The organism is Bacillus sp. ISL-45, from assembly GCF_018613195.1.
Lineage (GTDB): Bacteria > Bacillota > Bacilli > Bacillales > Cytobacillaceae > Mesobacillus.
On record NZ_JAGGQQ010000019.1, the window covers coordinates 106490 to 122969 of the forward strand.

Annotated in this window: 16 protein-coding genes and 1 pseudogene; 14 read left to right on the top strand and 3 right to left on the bottom strand. The window is 38.2% G+C overall.

Going from position 1 to position 16480, the window contains the following annotated elements; all coding sequences use genetic code 11:
• The first annotated feature begins 134 nt into the window (after window positions 1–134).
• The 7 genes and pseudogenes from J7E35_RS19675 to J7E35_RS19705 all read left to right on the top strand — a co-directional run bounded on the left by J7E35_RS19675 (window position 135) and on the right by J7E35_RS19705 (window position 5554).
• Window positions 135–761 (top strand): class I SAM-dependent methyltransferase, encoded by a 627-nt coding sequence (locus J7E35_RS19675; protein ID WP_214782890.1) that lies wholly within the window; start codon window positions 135–137, stop codon window positions 759–761.
• 190 nt (window positions 762–951) lie between these two features.
• Window positions 952–2424 carry an amidase family protein gene (locus tag J7E35_RS19680; RefSeq protein ID WP_214782893.1) on the top strand — a complete coding sequence of 491 codons (1473 nt, stop codon included), beginning with the start codon at window positions 952–954 and terminating at the stop codon, window positions 2422–2424.
• A 276-nt stretch (window positions 2425–2700) separates the two neighbouring features.
• Window positions 2701–3177 (top strand): DinB family protein, encoded by a 477-nt coding sequence (locus tag J7E35_RS19685; protein WP_214782896.1) that lies wholly within the window; start codon window positions 2701–2703, stop codon window positions 3175–3177.
• A 191-nt stretch (window positions 3178–3368) separates the two neighbouring features.
• Window positions 3369–3794 carry a DUF3995 domain-containing protein gene (locus J7E35_RS19690; RefSeq protein ID WP_214782899.1) on the top strand — a complete coding sequence of 142 codons (426 nt, stop codon included), beginning with the start codon at window positions 3369–3371 and terminating at the stop codon, window positions 3792–3794.
• A gap of 75 nt (window positions 3795–3869) precedes the next feature.
• Window positions 3870–4337 (top strand): annotated as a pseudogene (locus J7E35_RS19695) (GNAT family N-acetyltransferase).
• A gap of 79 nt (window positions 4338–4416) precedes the next feature.
• Window positions 4417–4605, top strand: a complete 189-nt coding sequence (locus J7E35_RS19700) for a hypothetical protein (RefSeq protein ID WP_214782902.1) — start codon at window positions 4417–4419, stop codon at window positions 4603–4605.
• 85 nt (window positions 4606–4690) lie between these two features.
• Complete coding sequence (locus J7E35_RS19705; protein ID WP_214782905.1) at window positions 4691–5554, top strand: GNAT family N-acetyltransferase; 864 nt, start codon at window positions 4691–4693, stop codon at window positions 5552–5554.
• A gap of 104 nt (window positions 5555–5658) precedes the next feature.
• Here the strand turns inward: J7E35_RS19705 and J7E35_RS19710 are convergent, their stop codons facing one another.
• Together J7E35_RS19710 and J7E35_RS19715 are read right to left on the bottom strand one after the other, a co-directional pair.
• Window positions 5659–6090 carry a hypothetical protein gene (locus J7E35_RS19710; protein ID WP_251041105.1) on the bottom strand — a complete coding sequence of 144 codons (432 nt, stop codon included), beginning with the start codon at window positions 6088–6090 and terminating at the stop codon, window positions 5659–5661.
• Window positions 6091–6223: 133 nt separating this feature from the next.
• Window positions 6224–6574, bottom strand: a complete 351-nt coding sequence (locus J7E35_RS19715; RefSeq protein WP_214782908.1) for a DUF2200 domain-containing protein — start codon at window positions 6572–6574, stop codon at window positions 6224–6226.
• 140 nt (window positions 6575–6714) lie between these two features.
• On the opposite strand from J7E35_RS19715, the gene J7E35_RS19720 reads away from it, so the two are divergent.
• The 4 genes from J7E35_RS19720 to J7E35_RS19735 all read left to right on the top strand — a co-directional run bounded on the left by J7E35_RS19720 (window position 6715) and on the right by J7E35_RS19735 (window position 9617).
• Window positions 6715–6987 carry a hypothetical protein gene (locus J7E35_RS19720; protein WP_214782911.1) on the top strand — a complete coding sequence of 91 codons (273 nt, stop codon included), beginning with the start codon at window positions 6715–6717 and terminating at the stop codon, window positions 6985–6987.
• 143 nt (window positions 6988–7130) lie between these two features.
• Window positions 7131–7769 (top strand): PAQR family membrane homeostasis protein TrhA, encoded by a 639-nt coding sequence (gene trhA, locus J7E35_RS19725; protein WP_214782914.1) that lies wholly within the window; start codon window positions 7131–7133, stop codon window positions 7767–7769.
• A 36-nt stretch (window positions 7770–7805) separates the two neighbouring features.
• Window positions 7806–8390 (top strand): GNAT family N-acetyltransferase, encoded by a 585-nt coding sequence (locus tag J7E35_RS19730; protein WP_214782918.1) that lies wholly within the window; start codon window positions 7806–7808, stop codon window positions 8388–8390.
• A 318-nt stretch (window positions 8391–8708) separates the two neighbouring features.
• Entirely contained in the window at window positions 8709–9617 is a 909-nt protein-coding gene (locus J7E35_RS19735) for a proline dehydrogenase family protein (RefSeq protein ID WP_353050383.1), read from the top strand.
• 308 nt (window positions 9618–9925) lie between these two features.
• Here J7E35_RS19735 and J7E35_RS19740 read toward each other — a convergent pair whose 3' ends face one another.
• Window positions 9926–10567, bottom strand: coding sequence for a pyridoxamine 5'-phosphate oxidase family protein (locus tag J7E35_RS19740; protein ID WP_214782921.1), 642 nt, complete (start codon window positions 10565–10567; stop codon window positions 9926–9928).
• Window positions 10568–10856: 289 nt separating this feature from the next.
• On the opposite strand from J7E35_RS19740, the gene J7E35_RS19745 reads away from it, so the two are divergent.
• The 3 genes from J7E35_RS19745 to J7E35_RS19755 all read left to right on the top strand — a co-directional run bounded on the left by J7E35_RS19745 (window position 10857) and on the right by J7E35_RS19755 (window position 16454).
• Window positions 10857–14966 carry a phosphodiester glycosidase family protein gene (locus J7E35_RS19745; protein ID WP_214782924.1) on the top strand — a complete coding sequence of 1370 codons (4110 nt, stop codon included), beginning with the start codon at window positions 10857–10859 and terminating at the stop codon, window positions 14964–14966.
• 868 nt (window positions 14967–15834) lie between these two features.
• Window positions 15835–16119: a helix-turn-helix domain-containing protein gene (locus tag J7E35_RS19750; RefSeq protein ID WP_214782927.1), complete on the top strand. Its 285-nt coding sequence runs from the start codon at window positions 15835–15837 to the stop codon at window positions 16117–16119.
• Between the two features lie 38 nt (window positions 16120–16157).
• Window positions 16158–16454: a hypothetical protein gene (locus J7E35_RS19755; RefSeq protein ID WP_214782930.1), complete on the top strand. Its 297-nt coding sequence runs from the start codon at window positions 16158–16160 to the stop codon at window positions 16452–16454.
• Window positions 16455–16480 lie beyond the last annotated feature (26 nt).

Consider the following 16480-nt stretch of genomic DNA (forward strand, 5'->3'; position numbering starts at 1 on the left):
TTTATAATAGAAGTGAAAAAGGCTGATATTAATCATTAAAACGGAATTAATAAGGTTTGTTCAGAAGGTTATAACTCAATGAATCTTACATTTATTGAATTAAAAGGGATTAGAACTTTTCGAGGGGAGTTACCATGGGTTTTTTCAAAATAATTAGAGAATTTATTGATAGTCATTATAAAACGCCAAGAGGAATTATAGGTGCATATATTGGTGAAAAGATGGTAAGGCAGCACAAGACTGAAACAAATTGGTCATTAGAGCTAATGAATATTCAAAAAGGGGATAGGATTTTAGAGTTAGGGTGTGGGGCAGGATATGCAATTAAATTGATTTTTGAAAGGAATTTAGCTGAAGAAATAGTCGGTTTGGACATTTCTCCAACAATTATTCGATCAGCAAGAATTAGAAACAAAAAGGCAATAAACGAGAAGAGAGTAAAACTAGTACAAGCGAATTTTAATAAGTTGCCCTTTCATAATGAAAATTTTAATACGGTCTTTAGTATCCAAACTATTTATTTCTGGACTGATATAGCTACGACCTTATCAGAAATATTTAAGGTTCTAAAGCCAAAAGGAATAGTAATTCTCACTTTTTCTGACGGGAAAGAAGACAAAACCTGGGAAGGCATTAGAGGTATTACAGAAAATCAAGTAATTCCGTATATGGAGAAGGCAGGATTTAGGGACATATCTTTTGTCAGAGGTCCAGATTCAAGAGGGTATCATACAGTTGCAGTTAAGGGAATTAAGAATTAACTTAAACCTTTCATACTTTTTTGTTCCAATAAAAGGTGCGTTCAGCCATGAGGTTTGAGGCACCTTTTTAATTCATTCCTTATTTAACTAATAGGCAAGTTAGTATAAAAATGGTTTAATGAAATAGCACCCAAATATTTATAAAAGTGTTAAAATAATGTAAATTTGCAATTTAATAAGGGGCATTATTATGACTATTAGTTTTAATGAGTTTTATAGGGAAGAATTAACGATTAATGAGATTCAAAGTGCCATGGAAAGTGGGTTCATAACTTCAAAAGGATTAGTAATGTACTATTTGTATCGGATTGCGAAATATGACCAGGACGGACCAATAATCAATTCCGTTCTTGAAATAAATCCTGACGCTATCTTTTTAGCCGAAGCCCTTGATCACGAAAGAAACACTAAGGGTGTTAGAGGACCGTTGCATGGAATTCCTGTCCTATTAAAAGATAATATTGAAACTTCGGATTCTATGCATACAAGTGCAGGTACGATTGCATTGGAGCAATATATTGCGGAAAAAGATGCGTTTCTTGCTGAAAAGCTCCGTGAAGCAGGTGCGGTTATTTTAGGTAAGACGAATATGACTGAATTAGCTAATGCAATGTCTTCAACAATGTGGGCTGGGTATTGCTCGAGAGGAGGGCAAGTATTAAACCCTTATGGAGACCCTGACCTTTTTGTGGGCGGGTCTAGTTCTGGTTCTGCTGTGGCAGTTGCTGCTAATTTTACGGTTTTATCCGTAGGTACAGAAACAGATGCTTCAATTCTTAGTCCTGCTATACAAAATTCAGTGGTGGGAATCAAACCAACCGTAGGTTTAATTAGCAGAAGCGGTATTATTCCTTTTACATATTCTCAAGATACTGCTGGGCCAATGGCAAGGAATGTTACGGATGCAGCCCTTTTGCTCGGGGTTCTGGCTGGTATAGATAAGGAAGATGCTGCTACCTTTAAAAGTGAAGGAAGGATAGAGCAGGACTATTCTTTATTCCTTGATTCCGAGGGCCTAAAAGGAGCCAGGATCGGCATAGTTAAAAATCCATCCAATGACTTTCTAACTTCGGATGAGTATGATGAGGCCTTGTTTCAAAAAGCTATACAAGTTATTAAAAATCAGGGAGGCATTATAGAAGAGATAGAAATACCTTCCTTTCATATGGAATGGAAGTGGGGAGTAAGTCTCTACGAACTGAAACACAGTTTAGATAATTTTCTTTCACAACTCCCAACAAACTTACCTATTCATTCAATTAAAGATTTAATTCAATATAATCAAAACAACAAGGAAAAAGCATTAAAATATGGCCAGGATAAATTGGATCAAAGAGTCTCTTTTCCAAATACATTAAGGAATCCCGATTATATATTAAACAAATTGGAAGACCTGTATTTTTCCCAGGATCAAGGTATCGATCTTGCTTTGGGAAAATACAATCTAGATTCAATTCTTTTTCCTTCTTATATAGGTTCAACAATTAGTGCGAAGGCAGGGTATCCATCCATTGCCATACCTGCTGGATATAAGCAAAACGGCCGGCCTTTTGGAATTACCTTTGCAGGAACAGCTTACAGTGAAGGGAAATTAATTAAATTGGCATATGCCTTTGAACAGGCCACTAACCTTCGAAAAAAACCGAACTTTGGAACAGAATGATTGAATACAACTTGAAAGTATTAAAGTTAAACATTGGTATTTATACAAAAGGGTTGATCAAGTGCTGAATAACACCCCTTTTATGTAGGCTAGTTCATCAAAAGGAGATATTAATGTCACTGTGGAATTAATTGCACTCTGCTATAGGTTGCGTTCCTAATTGTGCTGCCATTCAAGAGCGGCATTTTTGATATTGAAATAACGAAACAGGTTCAGAAGGTAATGGTTGTCTTTAAATAGAATATATTTTATTAAGCTGAATTTGGGGTGTGTACAATGATTAAATTCTTTGAATATAACTGGCAGGTAAGAGATGAGTGGTTTGACTGGTGTGATCAAGTAACAATTGAAGAGCTATTAATGGATCGTAAAGGAGGAGTAAGAAATATTTTATACACACTCTTTCATATAATTGATGTGGAATATAGTTGGATTCGTGGTATCCAGGGGAAAGAGGATGTAGTTTTTCAGTTTGCTGATTATTATACACTTGAAAAGGTTAAGTCTCTTTCAGATCAATTACGTATTGAAATAGCTGATTTTTTAAAAGTAGATCTTTCTGACTTAAAGGAACTGAGTGTCAGTGTACCCTGGGATGAAGCAAGATACACTGTGAATGATATACTTCACCATATTATTGCACACGAAATTCATCATATCGGTCAGCTTTCAGTTTGGGCAAGAGAATTGGAACTACAGCCTGTATCCTCTAATTTGGTTGGCCGTGAGTTAAGATCTGTCCATTCTTACTGAAAAAAACCGTACGATTCCCTTTAAGATTTTCTCTCAAAAGGCAGCTTTTTTTGTTGAACTAAAGAAATAGTTTAATTAGATAAAGAATGAATGAAATTGTGGGTATAGTGCTAAAATGCTGGATAAATAATACACTAATGATCTGTCCATTTTTAATTCGGAGAATGCTAACATACAAAAGAGGTGGTAAATTGATTAAGATTTTAATAGCAATAACGTCTCTAATATTTGTATTTATTGGTATGTTACACTTTTTTTGGGCATTTGGAGGAAGTTGGGGAGTAAATTCGGCTCTTCCGACTAGAGATGACAGTAAATTACCAGTTTTACAACCAAGAATGTTAGGTACACTTTTTATCGGATTTCTTTGCTTTTTTGCATCTGTACTTCTATTAGTTCAAATAGATTGGTTCATAGCCATCAAATCCTCCCCCCTTACAAAATGGCTTTGTATAGCTGGAGGACTTGTTTTCTTGTTACGTGCTATTGGTGAAGGAAAATATATAGGTTTTTTTAAGAAAATCAAACATACAAGATTTGCAAAACGAGATACCGCCTTCTATTCACCTCTATGTGTATGGATTAGTCTCATTTTTTTGCTAGCATCATTTATATGAAATTTGTTATTAGCGAACGTGGCAGGATAGTGAGAGAAGGAGTTGAAAATTTTAAAGATATTAAGGTGATATAAATTGGCTTATAAATTTAATTTTTTGATACAAGAGCAAGCTGAAAATATTGCATTTAATTGGCATTATGACGGAGAATATTCTTTTTATGATATGGAAGCTGATGAAGAAGATTTAGCTGAATTCTTAAATCCCCAAAAAAGAGGAACTTCTAAATACGCTGTTACAGTAAGAAATGAATTGGTCGGGTTCTTAAGTGTTATAAAAATTTCAGATAAAACTTGTGATATTGGACTTGGAATGAGACCCGATCTAACCGGGAAAGGCGGGGGAACAGGGTTTATAAGAGAATGTATGGACTTTATTCAATCAGAATTTAGACCTGAAAAAATCATCTAATCAGTGGCAGCTTTTAATCAAAGGGTAATTAAATTATATAGAAAAGTTGGCTTTATTGATAAAAAGACTTTTAAGCAAGATACAAATGGTAGCTCCTTTGAATTTCTTGAAATGGAATATGAATGTAAATAAAACTTTTATCTAACTAAAGATGCAGTAATGTAGAAGATAAAGTGCTAAATAAGGATGGGAAATGTTAAGGGGGCTTAGTATGGAATTACTATACGGCATTATTTTTTTATTTATTTTTTATCTAATTATTAAAACAGCCGTTACAAAAGGCATAGACGACTCACGTTTAATAAAGGAATTGAAAAAAGAGATTAATGGGTTAAAAAAGCAAAAGTCGAAAGAACAAAACAGGGGAGACTCTAAACATATCATAAACAGAAAAGCTTAATTCCTTATTGAACGAAGAAGGATAGTTAAATAAACTAGAAGATATCAAAATGTGATTAGATCAAGGTACAAAGGGGAAATCTGCCATGGCTATATTGAAAAAGTCGGAATTAGAATTAGTGCAATTTCATAAGAATGATATCAAGGGTTTAATAGAGTTATCAGCATCAGTCGGGTGGGATTATAATGAATATGAGATTGGAACAGTGTTATTGTCTGGTAAAATATTCGGCCATAAAAATTTTGAGGGGAAAATTGTTTCTAGTGCTGCATTAATTCCATATGATACTAAGTTAGCTTCGATTGGTATGGTAATTGTTCATAAAGAGTATAGGGGAATGGGTTTAGGGAAAGATGCAACTCAAAAGTGTATAGATTTTACTTTAAGCAACACTTCAATTATGTTAATTGCAACTGAAGAAGGTAGACCCCTTTATGAAAAAATGGGCTTTATAACTGTCGATTGTGTTCATAAGTTTCTTTGTGATGACTATAAACCATTTAGCAAAAGCGGTAGTGTTACTATTGAAGAGTTCAATAGTAATGATCTTAAAGAAATTTTAAAGTTAGATAAGGCTGCATTTGGAGATAAAAGAAGCAAATTTCTTCAAAATAGAATTAATCAATCAGAAAAATGCTTAGTAGTTAGAGATAACCAAGCGAACATTATTGGTTTTGGAATATCTATTTTAGGACCAATTAATCTAATATTAGGACCTATCGTAGCACCTGATTCTCAAACAGCTGCTTTATTAGTAGATAGATTAGCCTCTAGGCACCAAGGAAATTTAAGGATTGATGTGCCTTCAGGCAATGAAGAGTTTATGTTATTTTTGGAGCAACGAGGATTTAAACAAGTGAGTCAACCACCAGTAATGGTGATTCATTCTGCTGAAATGCCGCCTAGAAACAATACATTATTCGGAATTGCTGCCCAGATTTTTGGATAAAAAAATAATTATTATTGGGACTAAATGCCCTTAAACATAAGGGTGCGTATCCTCAATAAGCAGGTTTGCTCCGTATAGTTAAAGTCGAAAGAGAAGGTTATAGATCATTCTTTTCTCTCCATGGTAATGTTAATGCTTCCACCATCAGTAACTTCATTCATCCCTATAAGCTGAGCTTCTATATGGTCGTGAAGAAAAGGCTTGTCAATTTTCCATGTTAACGAAAATGTCTGTGGACTATTAAAAGTTTTTTCTTTTTCTGTATTTATTGCATATCCAATAAGAGTTCTTTCCCACCATGTCTCAGTACCAGTTGGTATAAGCCAAAATAGAACAGTTTCTGTGTTTTCGGCTTCTACATAAATTGTTAATTCTTCAGTACCTTTTGGTACAGTAACCCAATTGTTCGTTTCGGGAATGTTTGTATGAATACTTTTTATCACTTTTGGCGGAGGTACAGTAATTTGGCTGTTAGCCGTTATAATCCCTAAGTTGCAAAAAAGGCTTAGGGAAATCAACATTTTAGGAATTAACATAATATCACCTCATAGGGTTATTATTTTCTGGAACTAGAAAAGTATGTGGTTTTCGCTAGGCGGTTTATGTTCAATATAGGCAAAAAAAACACACCGACCTTTTTTAATAGTCGGTGTGTTCTTGAATTTCTTTTTATTTCCGCAAAATCTTTACCATAGCTTTTCCCTTTGCAAGCTCATCGATCAGCTTGTCCAGGTAGCGAATTTCCCTCATGGTCGGTTCTTCGATGTTTTCGACTCGGACTCCGCAGATTACGCCTTTGATCAAGTCCCTCGATGGATTCATTTGAGGAGCTTCTGCAAAGAAGGTCTCAAAGTCTGTCTGTTTTTCCAGTATTGCTTCTAACTCTTCCTGGTTATACCCTGTCAGCCAAGTGATGATTTCATCGACTTCTGATCTCGTACGTCCTTTTCTTTCCGCCTTATTGACGTAATGTGGATAGACACTTGCGAAACTCATAGTATAGATTTTATGTTTACTCAAGATACAAACTCCCTTAAAATTGTTTTCTTCATTATAGTACGAAGAATTAGCTGGTACAGATTTGTTTTTATTAAAGAAATCAAAGGAAATTGGCCTGTTAGGAAAGAATATTAAAGCATATGTATTTGGGGGTGTGGTTGATGGCTAAGACAGTGCTTTCCAACAAGGGAAGTAAAACACCTAGAATCTTTTTCGAAGAAAGCTCTTTTTTCCGTATGCTTCGGTTTGTCTTCTTATTATTTCTTTCCTTTTTATTGGTGTATATCTACTATCTGCACCTTACAGACAATCTTCAAAAAACCATTCTGCATATCTGGTCTACTCATCAGCAAATCATCATTGCCACATCGATTTTCGTTACCTATACAGGGATTGTTTTTCAGTTGGGTGTATGGAGAGGGAGAAGAAGGTGAAGGGGTATCTCTGCTTTTTCGTGTTAAGAGCTATCCAAATAAAGCTGACCCATATCCTTTCACCAATCAAAGTCATAGGTGATATACTAATGGTCTAATATAATAGAAACAGATTTGTTATATAGAGCAAAGGAGTCAACAGTATGGCCAATGTACATAATTTTACGAAGAGAGAGGAAATCGCGAATGCAATTATCCATGGCATCGGTGGATTATTAAGCATTGCTGCCCTTGTTATCCTGATTGTGTTTGCTTCCCTGTACGGAACAGCATGGCATGTCGTGAGTTTCACCTTATTTGGCGCGACCATGGTTCTGTTATATACATCATCCACTCTTGTCCACAGCTTTCCGCCTGGCAAAGCAAAGGACTTCTTTGAAATCATGGACCACTCATCCATCTATTTCTTCATTGCCGGCACCTATACACCATTCCTGTTCATCGCTGTAAAAGGAGCATTAGGCTGGACACTGTTCGGAATCGTATGGGGCCTTTCCATCGCAGGAACAGTATTCAAATCCTTATTCGTCAAACGCTTCCTGCATACATCCACCGTGTTATATGTCGTCATGGGCTGGCTGATCGTCTTTGCCTGGGGACCACTGACACAGAATGTATCATCACAAGGACTATTATTCCTGGTGATCGGAGGAGTCTTGTATACAGTAGGAGCCATCTTTTACGTCTGGCGCGGATTCCATTACCACCATGCAATTTGGCATGTATTTGTATTAGCTGGCTCGATTATGCACTTTTTTGCGGTTTTGAGTTTGCTGCCTTGAAGCTAGAAAAATATCGATAAAAGCGGAGGTCTTTGCATGCTTACTGTCGAGGTTAGAAGGCCGAAACCTGAGGATAAAGAACTGTTAAATGAATTTTTTAGAACAGTGATCACCGATACGTTTATTAAAGAAGGTATTGGGGACCAATTGGATGATATTAAAGAAGAAATAGAAGCAAAAAGAAGATACTTAGAAAGTGATTTTGATAGCAATGGTAAGAGCCGGTATTTTCTAATTGCCTTCTATGGTGACAAAATCATTGGCTCTATTGAATTTGGCCTAGCAAATGAAATCATAAGAAATTGCATAAACAATGAAGTTCTTGTTGAGGTAGGTACAGTATTTGTTCATCCTGATTACCAAAGGAATGGAGTAGGTAATTTACTCTTGAAGGCAATGTATGACACCTTACATCAAAGAGGGATAAAAGAATTTTGGTTGGATAGTGGGTATAAAAGGGCCCAATCAATCTGGAAAAAGAAATTTGGAGAACCAGAAATCTTATTAGAGGATTACTGGGGTGAAGATTTTGATCATATGATTTGGAGAGTAAAGGTCAGAGAAATAAATGGACCAGGTCAGAGTCGATATCGTAATTATCATGAAAAAGGAATGGAGTAAAAGCTTGCAAAAAAAGTTTTAAAAAAGTACAGATAGATAGATTGGATATTAAAAAGAGAGAAGCATAATCAATGGCAGAGAGTAGGGTTCTCACAGAACCTGATCGTTATGCTATATGTGCACGGAAGACGAATCCAGATCAATTGATCATGTTTTGGGTGGAAAATAGAACAGACAAGCCTTGTGATCAATAAAGGGCTTGTCTTTTTTATTGCTGCAGTCATTTTGCTTAAAAATTAATAAGTTATTGTACAAGTGAAAAGGGTATCTAACTTATAAGAAAGCTTTCCTAATATAAAACAGAAAGGAAAATGTGCAGTGGCTATAGCGAGAGATTTTTTCATGGCGTTGTCAAAAAATCAGTTACTAAATGCTAGTGCAAAAAAATGGGGATTTAAACTCGGGGCGGGGAAAGTTGTAGCAGGAATTGACACAGATGGAATGATACAATCAGTGAAGAATCTAAACTCTCATGGTATTAGTGCAACAGTAGACCATCTAGGTGAATTTGTTACTCATGAGCATGAAGCAATAGAAGCCAAAGAGAATGTCCTAAGAACATTGCAAGCCATTAAACAATCAGGTGTAGACGCACATTTATCAATTAAATTAACACAACTGGGATTAGATGTTGATCAAGAATTTTGCTTGAAAAATATGCGGGATATAATGAAAGCAGCAAAAGAATACGCAATATTTGTAAATATAGATATGGAAGATTACAGTCATCTCCAAATGACGTTTGATATATTAAAACAGCTGCAAGTTGAATACGATAATATCGGCACAGTCATTCAAGCCTATCTCTACAGGTCAGAAAATGATATTGAAAATCTAAAGCATATGCGGCTGCGACTCGTAAAAGGCGCATATAAGGAAAATGAACAAGTCTCTCTGCAAAAAAAGGAAGAAATTGATGCGAATTACTTGAAACTGATTAAAAAGCGACTGATGCATCCAGGTTTCACATCGATCGCAACACATGACCACAACATTATTAATGAAGTTAAAAAATTTGTGATGGAGAATGATATTCCGAAAGATAAGTTTGAATTCCAAATGCTATATGGTTTCCGAACAGATATGCAGCTAGAACTAGTAGAAGAAGGATATTCGTTCTGCACCTACGTACCATATGGGCATGACTGGTACGGATATTTTATGAGAAGACTGGCAGAACGCCCACAAAATTTGAATCTTGTGTTGAAAAGTTTAGTGGCGAAATAAACTTCTTACTAATATTGATTTGCCGCCTAGCCTGCAAACTCTCATTTTGTGGCATGGGGGATATGAAGTGTGGATCGAAATGAAATGAAAGCAACCACAATGCTGAACGATCGGCTAATTGAAAGCGGTATCGAGAAAAAAAGGCTGAACCAGATAAGATGCTGGTTCAGCCTTTTTATGTAACCACAGAAAATGAATATCGATTAATGAATAACACAGCTATCTTGATCACCTTTAAAATCTATCCCGTTAATATGCGAACCACATAAATACGTTTACTCATTTTTTCACCATTAAAAAAGTTGCTGTCAATAAAGCCTTTTTGTATAACCTTCATTTAATTCCTTTGCCACTTGTTCAGCAGAAACATTCGGTATCTTTGAGTGAGCGACTAACATGCTGGGAACGGAGGGAAGAACCTCTTTGTCCAGCCATGAATCAGGCTTCCATAATTCTGATCTGATAAGTGCTTTTGCACAATGTGCATAACATTCTTCAACTTCTACTAAAATTCCAAACAATGGAGTTTTTCCATTTACAGCACTTTTCTCGAGCAGTTCAGGATCACGACTAATATAGGCTTTACCATTAATTCTTAATGTTTCACCTAATCCAGGGATGAGAAACAGCAGGCCAATATTAGGATTAGTCATAATATTATGTACAGAATCCATTCGTCGGTTTCCTGGCCGTTCAGGAATGAACAAATGCTTCTCATCAAGGACGGCTACAAACCCGGGAGCATCCCCACGTGGTGACACATCACACTGACCGTTTATATGCGAAGTGGCCAAAGATAAAAATGGGGATTTCGAAATGAAGTTCCTGCAATGTTCATCCACAATTGAGATGACTTTATTGGCTGCACGTGGGCTAGGATTTCCGATAGTGGAACGAAATTCTTCAAATTCATCTTGAGTAGAAATAATATGTTGATATTTTATAGTCATGGAATCACCTTTCAAAATGGAATATATACCAATAATACCATTTTATTGATGTTATAGTTTCAGTGAATTTAAGTGAGCATTGAATATGAGTTACCACCACAATCTCTGAGCCTTTCTAATCGTTCCTCATCGACTTATTTCCCAACTCCCAATAGGTCTTTCCTCCCTTTTCCATTTATGTAAATAACTTAATATTTAATTAATACTAGATTAATAGAGGCGAAATATGATGGAGAAGGAAAGAGGAGCATTACATAGCAATTGAATCAACCTTAAGAGGGGGAGAACGATGAAGAAGAAATGGGAAAAGGGATTCAAAGCCACTCTGGTTTCTGCGGTAATGGCGAGCACGTTGATTTCTCCATCATCAATGTCAGCTCTGGGAACCTTCGAATTAAACTCGCCGGTCATCCAGACGCCGATCAATCAGTACAATGCCGATCTGGCCTCTGGAGTCACGGAAAAGCATTACAGCTTTGAAAACAAGGAAGGGAAAAAGCTTGAGAGTTTTGTTGTTGAGGTAGACATGCAGGACCCATCTGTTGCCATTGAGGCGGGTACACCTAATGATGGCACTGCATTCGGTTTGCAGCCGGTCAGGAAGCAGGCGGAAGCTGCAAACGGTGAAAACCATACCGTGGTCGCTGCAGTGAATGCTGACTTTTACAATATGGCAACAGGAGAACCATCTGGCTATGTGTATAAGGATGGACAGGCCATTAAGGGCACGTCACTGTCATCTCAGGAATTCTTTGCGATTAAAAAATCAGGCGAGGCTGTGATTGGTACTCCAGGTGAATTTGAAGGAATGAAGGACCAAATTAAAGAAGCTTTAGGCGGGAATGCAATTCTAGTAAAAAACGGCCAAGTCTATCAGACTCCTCAAACAGGTGCGGATAAAGAGCCGCGGACAGCTGTCGGAATCAAACAGGATGGAGATGTGTTCTTTGTCGTTGTAGATGGAAGGCAGGAGCCTTATTCGGCCGGGATTTCAATGCCCGACCTGGCTCAAATGATGATTGACCTTGGAGCGGTGAGTGCCCTTAACCTTGATGGCGGCGGGTCATCAACCTTCACAACACGTGAATTAGGGGGAGACCAGCTGGAGGTTGACAATAAGCCATCTGACCGGGCAGAAAGAAGCGTCGCCAACTCGTGGCTGATCGTTTCCAATACTCCTTCTGATCATGTTTTCGATTCAGCTTATATTCATCCGTATGACCAGTCGTTCACGCCTGGATCAACGATAGCCTTCTCGGCAAAAGGCAGGGACAAGTCATTGGCTTCGGCTTCATTGCCTGAAACGGGAATAACCTGGGAGCTGTCCGACCCTTCATTCGGTACAATCCTTGAGAATGGCACATTTGTTTCTAATGGAAAAACAGGCCAGTTTCATGTTGTTTTAAAGCATGAAGGAAGAGAAGTAGGCAAAAGTATCATCGAGATTGCCCAGCCGGATGATATGGCTTTTTCAGCTGCTGAACTGACCGCAGCTAGAAACAGTGAAGTGAATCTTGGACTCATCACAAAGTTTCAAAAGCGGGAAGTAGATTGGAACTTAAACGATATTGAATTTGAGATACCGGTAGGAATGGGAACCATCAATGAAGCGGGCGTGCTGCAAACAGGAGAGCAGAATGTAACCGGGATGGTAACAGCCCGACTAAAAGGGACTGATCTCTCTGCAGAAATGAAGGTTTCAGTCGGGAAGCTTCCTGAAGTGGTATTCGATTTCGAAAAAGACCTTGGTAGCTGGAGGACGGCCACTGCCAACCGCGGAGAAAAAGGGGTTGTCAGCCTTTCGAAATATCCTTCCCCAGTACGGTTCGGCAATCAGTCATTAAAGCTGGACTTTGATTTTACCAATTCACCGGTTGGGACGACACTTGGCGTTTATGCAGGCCCGGGTTTGAATACCACAATCAATGATAATCCTACAGGAATCGGAATGTGGGTTTATGGGACGCCTGAAGCTCAAGGCTACTGGCTGCGCATGCTCATCGTAGACGGAAATAACAAAAGCCAGGCCCTCAATTTTACCGGGGAGAAGCCAGGCATCGACTGGATAGGCTGGAAATACGTTGAGGCGGAAATCCCGGATTCTTTTACTGGTCCATTCAAACTTTCAGGGACACAGACAATCCGCTTGATGTCCACAAAATCGGGGATTTCTGGCCCGATGACAAAGGGCTCCATCTATGTTGATAACATCCGTGCCGTCTACGGTGAAAAAATGGATGATTTGTATCCACCGGAGATTCAATCCATTAACGTGGAAGGCAACAATTTTACGACCAGTGCAGTGAACTTGAAAGCAGAAGTCAATGAGTATGAAGATGATCCATTTAAAACGGGAATTGACTGGGAAAAAATCAATGTATTTGTCGACGGCAAGAATTATGCCGGCACAGAGGGCCATTTCTCTTATGATATGGACGGAAGCATATCCTTAAGCGGACTGAACTGGGCTGACGGAACGCACAAAGTCACGCTGATGGTACCTGACCAATTCGGCAACCAGGCAATTAAGACAGTCTATTTTACCGTTGATACTGGTTCAGCAAAAATCGATTTGTTGAAGAAGCAAGAAAAAGCCCTTCTTGGAGATGTGGTTGAGCTCGCTGTCAAGGCAACGATTTCCAATGAGATCACCGGGACTGCTATTAAGCTCCAGGTTGATAAGAACTTCCCGGTAGAAGATGTCCAGTTTGCTGAAGCATTCAAGACAAGCACATTCAGTTATGAAAAAGAGACTGGATTGCTGACCATGAACATCGTCAAGAGCGGAGAACTAGCTGCCGATGCAGATGCGGCATCCATTAAAATCAGGATTCCTGCTTCTGTGAAGGAAGGCAGCAAGTTAACTTATGAGATTTTGGAAGCTGACCTAAACTACCAGACTCCTCGGGGTGAAAACTTTGTTTCTACCTATTCAATGGAACCAATGAGCGTTAATGTGGAAGGGGCCTATGCCATTGAAGGGGAGCCAATCCTGATTGGAAAACCATTCAGCCTGACGGTCAAAAATGACCAGAACCAAGTGGGAAAAGGCATTGAAGTATATGCTTTAGTCGATGGTGTAACTGAGCCTGTTCTGTTAGGGAAGACAGATCAAGAAGGAAAGCTCGCAGTTGAATCACTGACAAGTGAGGTAAAGAAAGTTGCCCTTTACGCTTTCAAGGATGGCAAGTATTCGTTCAAGTGGAATACACAAACCTATCCTGCACTTGCAGAAATCGATGAAATGAAAAACATCTTATCGACTCCAACAGGGGATCCTTATAAGGAAAAGGCGTTGACCTGGATGTCCAGTCCATTGGCAGAAGGAGAAAGTTTGATTCAATTTGCCAGAAAACAGGACTATGACAGAAAGGGTGAAGTTGCTCTTGAAACCATTACTGGATCATCAAGCAGCCAGGTTTTCTCAGGCGAGCAGGATATCAAAAAGAACGGAATTGTCAGAGTGAATGAAGTGAAGCTAGAAAAACTGCAGCAGGATACGGCCTACATCTACCGGGTAGGTGACGGGAAGAACTGGTCAGATTTTGATGAATTCACGACATTGAAACGAAAGCAAAGCTTCCAGTTTGCTGTCCTGGGAGATACCCAGTCTCCTTCAGACCTGACTGATTTTAATAAAATCCTTGGAGACCTGAATGAAAAAGACCTATCATTCATGATTCATGTTGGAGACCTGATTGATGAATCAAGCAAGTTCGGTCAGTGGGATGGCGCATTGAACTCACTAAACCAATACGATAAAATCCGTACAACCGATTTCGTCGGGACCTTAGGCAATCATGAATACATGGGTGATGCAGATGGAAGTCTGGCCAAAGCGATTTTTAACTCACCTGCAAACGGGCCGGAAATCGATCGAGGCGGGACCTATTCAGTTGAGTACAATAACATGCACATCAGCGTGTTAGGGTACACGAGCGAGAAAGAAGTGCTGGAACAGCAGCTTGAGTGGCTGAAACAGGATGTGAAGAATTCAGACAAGCCATGGAAAATCCTTGTGACCCATAAGCCGCCATACTTTACAAATCCATTTGGCGGAAATGACATCATGAAGGAAAAACTGCCTCCAGTCGTTGATGAGCTGGGAATTGATATCGTCTTCTCAGGCCATGACCATTCCTACGGCAGGACGAAAAAACTGAAGGCCGGCAAGGAAGATTCAAATGGCACCGTTTATGTAGTAGCCGGAACAACTGGCAAAAAACACTACGACGCAGTCGCTGATGAGAAATTTGAATACGTCAACATGGAGAACATCGCTGTATCCATGCAGGCAAAGGTCGATAAAGACAAAATCACCTTTACGACGGTTACATCAGACGGAGAAGTCATCGATGAATTTACAGTAGTGAATGAAGATTATTTTTTAGAAGAATAAATTCCATAGATAAGGCCAGCCCTTTGATCAGCAGGGGGATGGCCTTTATTAATGATTTAGCTTTGTATCACATTAATTGAAGATATGTTGTTAGGTTACCAAATAAGTTGAACAGCCCGAACTGGACTATTTTATAGTCGATGTAAAAGAGGAAGAACTTTTGGACAGGGAATTGAAAAAGAAGTGAACGGAGGCATAATTTAATTTCATTTGCTTCGAATAGACCCCGTTTTTCACCAATAAAATAAGACCTTGAATAAGGTCTTGAAAAATATTACTCATTTTTATGATTCATTTCTGTTTAGTCTTTAATCGTTTGTTGTTTCTTTTATGTGTTCTAATAGCTATTTGCTTATCCTTTAAACTTGTTGTAATCACTCCATAACTTTCGACAACTACTAAATTGTTGTTCCCGCCTTGATAATCCCTATAGGAAATTAACAGAAATATCATCCTTCCTCTATGAATAATATTTGTTTTTCCTTTTTATTGTTCCACCACATTCTAGCTTTTGTTTTTTAAGTTAAAATTAAGAACCAATTAAGGTTTTATAATTTTTTTTTATAGATTTTAGCAAGCTGTATAACGTTTCTAAAGACTCGGAATTTTGAGCTGAAGTACAGAACATGAGGGGTGCTGCTGAAGAGAATGGAGTATTTTTCCAATTATTAATTGGATAGAAGAAAGGGGTCAGGCTGAACAACCAAGCTGTCCTCAAATGAAATTTTTTATAACTGAGCGACATCTATAGGCTGTCGTTTTTTTGCTATTCAGCATAAATGTTGCACTAGACAAACAAATGGCCATTATAGTGCGTGGTCAGCGTTTTTCCTTAGGTATCTAATGGTTTTAAAAAGGGGTAACCGCCTTGAAAGAGAAACAGACCATTATATTCGGCCACAAATTAAAACCGTTACGTAAAAAACATTTCCTAAGCCAAGAAGATTTAGCAGAATTAAGTAATTTGGACAGAAAGTACATAAGCAATTTAGAGAAAGATGTATCTAGTCCGACGCTACATACATTGTATAAACTAGCCGCAGCATTCAGCATAACATTTTTGGGACTGAGTCAGGAGAGTAATGAAGTAGAAGAAAACCAAAATTACCTTATCAGCACCACAAAAGAAGTAGAAGAAATAAAGGCTATGTAAAAAAAAAGCGGTAGATCCCTATCCCACAGGAGGTAACTATGCAGACAATAGATTTTATTGACAGAAAAGTATCGCAATTCATCAATGAGTATAACGATGAGATTGAGATGGAAATCATTAAGTATCCAGATCATTATAAAGTCGTTGTGACGATTTGCCAGGAAGAGCCACCTTTTAAGGATTTTATAGGGACTGGGATGGATAGGCGGAGTGCGAGGAGAGCGGCTAGGAAGGCATTAATGATTTATATTTGGAAGCATATAGTGAGGAATAGAAGAATTGGCCTATTGCGAATGGAACCAACATTAGTAGTGTCTCACTTGCATAAAAAATGAAAGTCTTATCCATTGCTGAAAAGGCT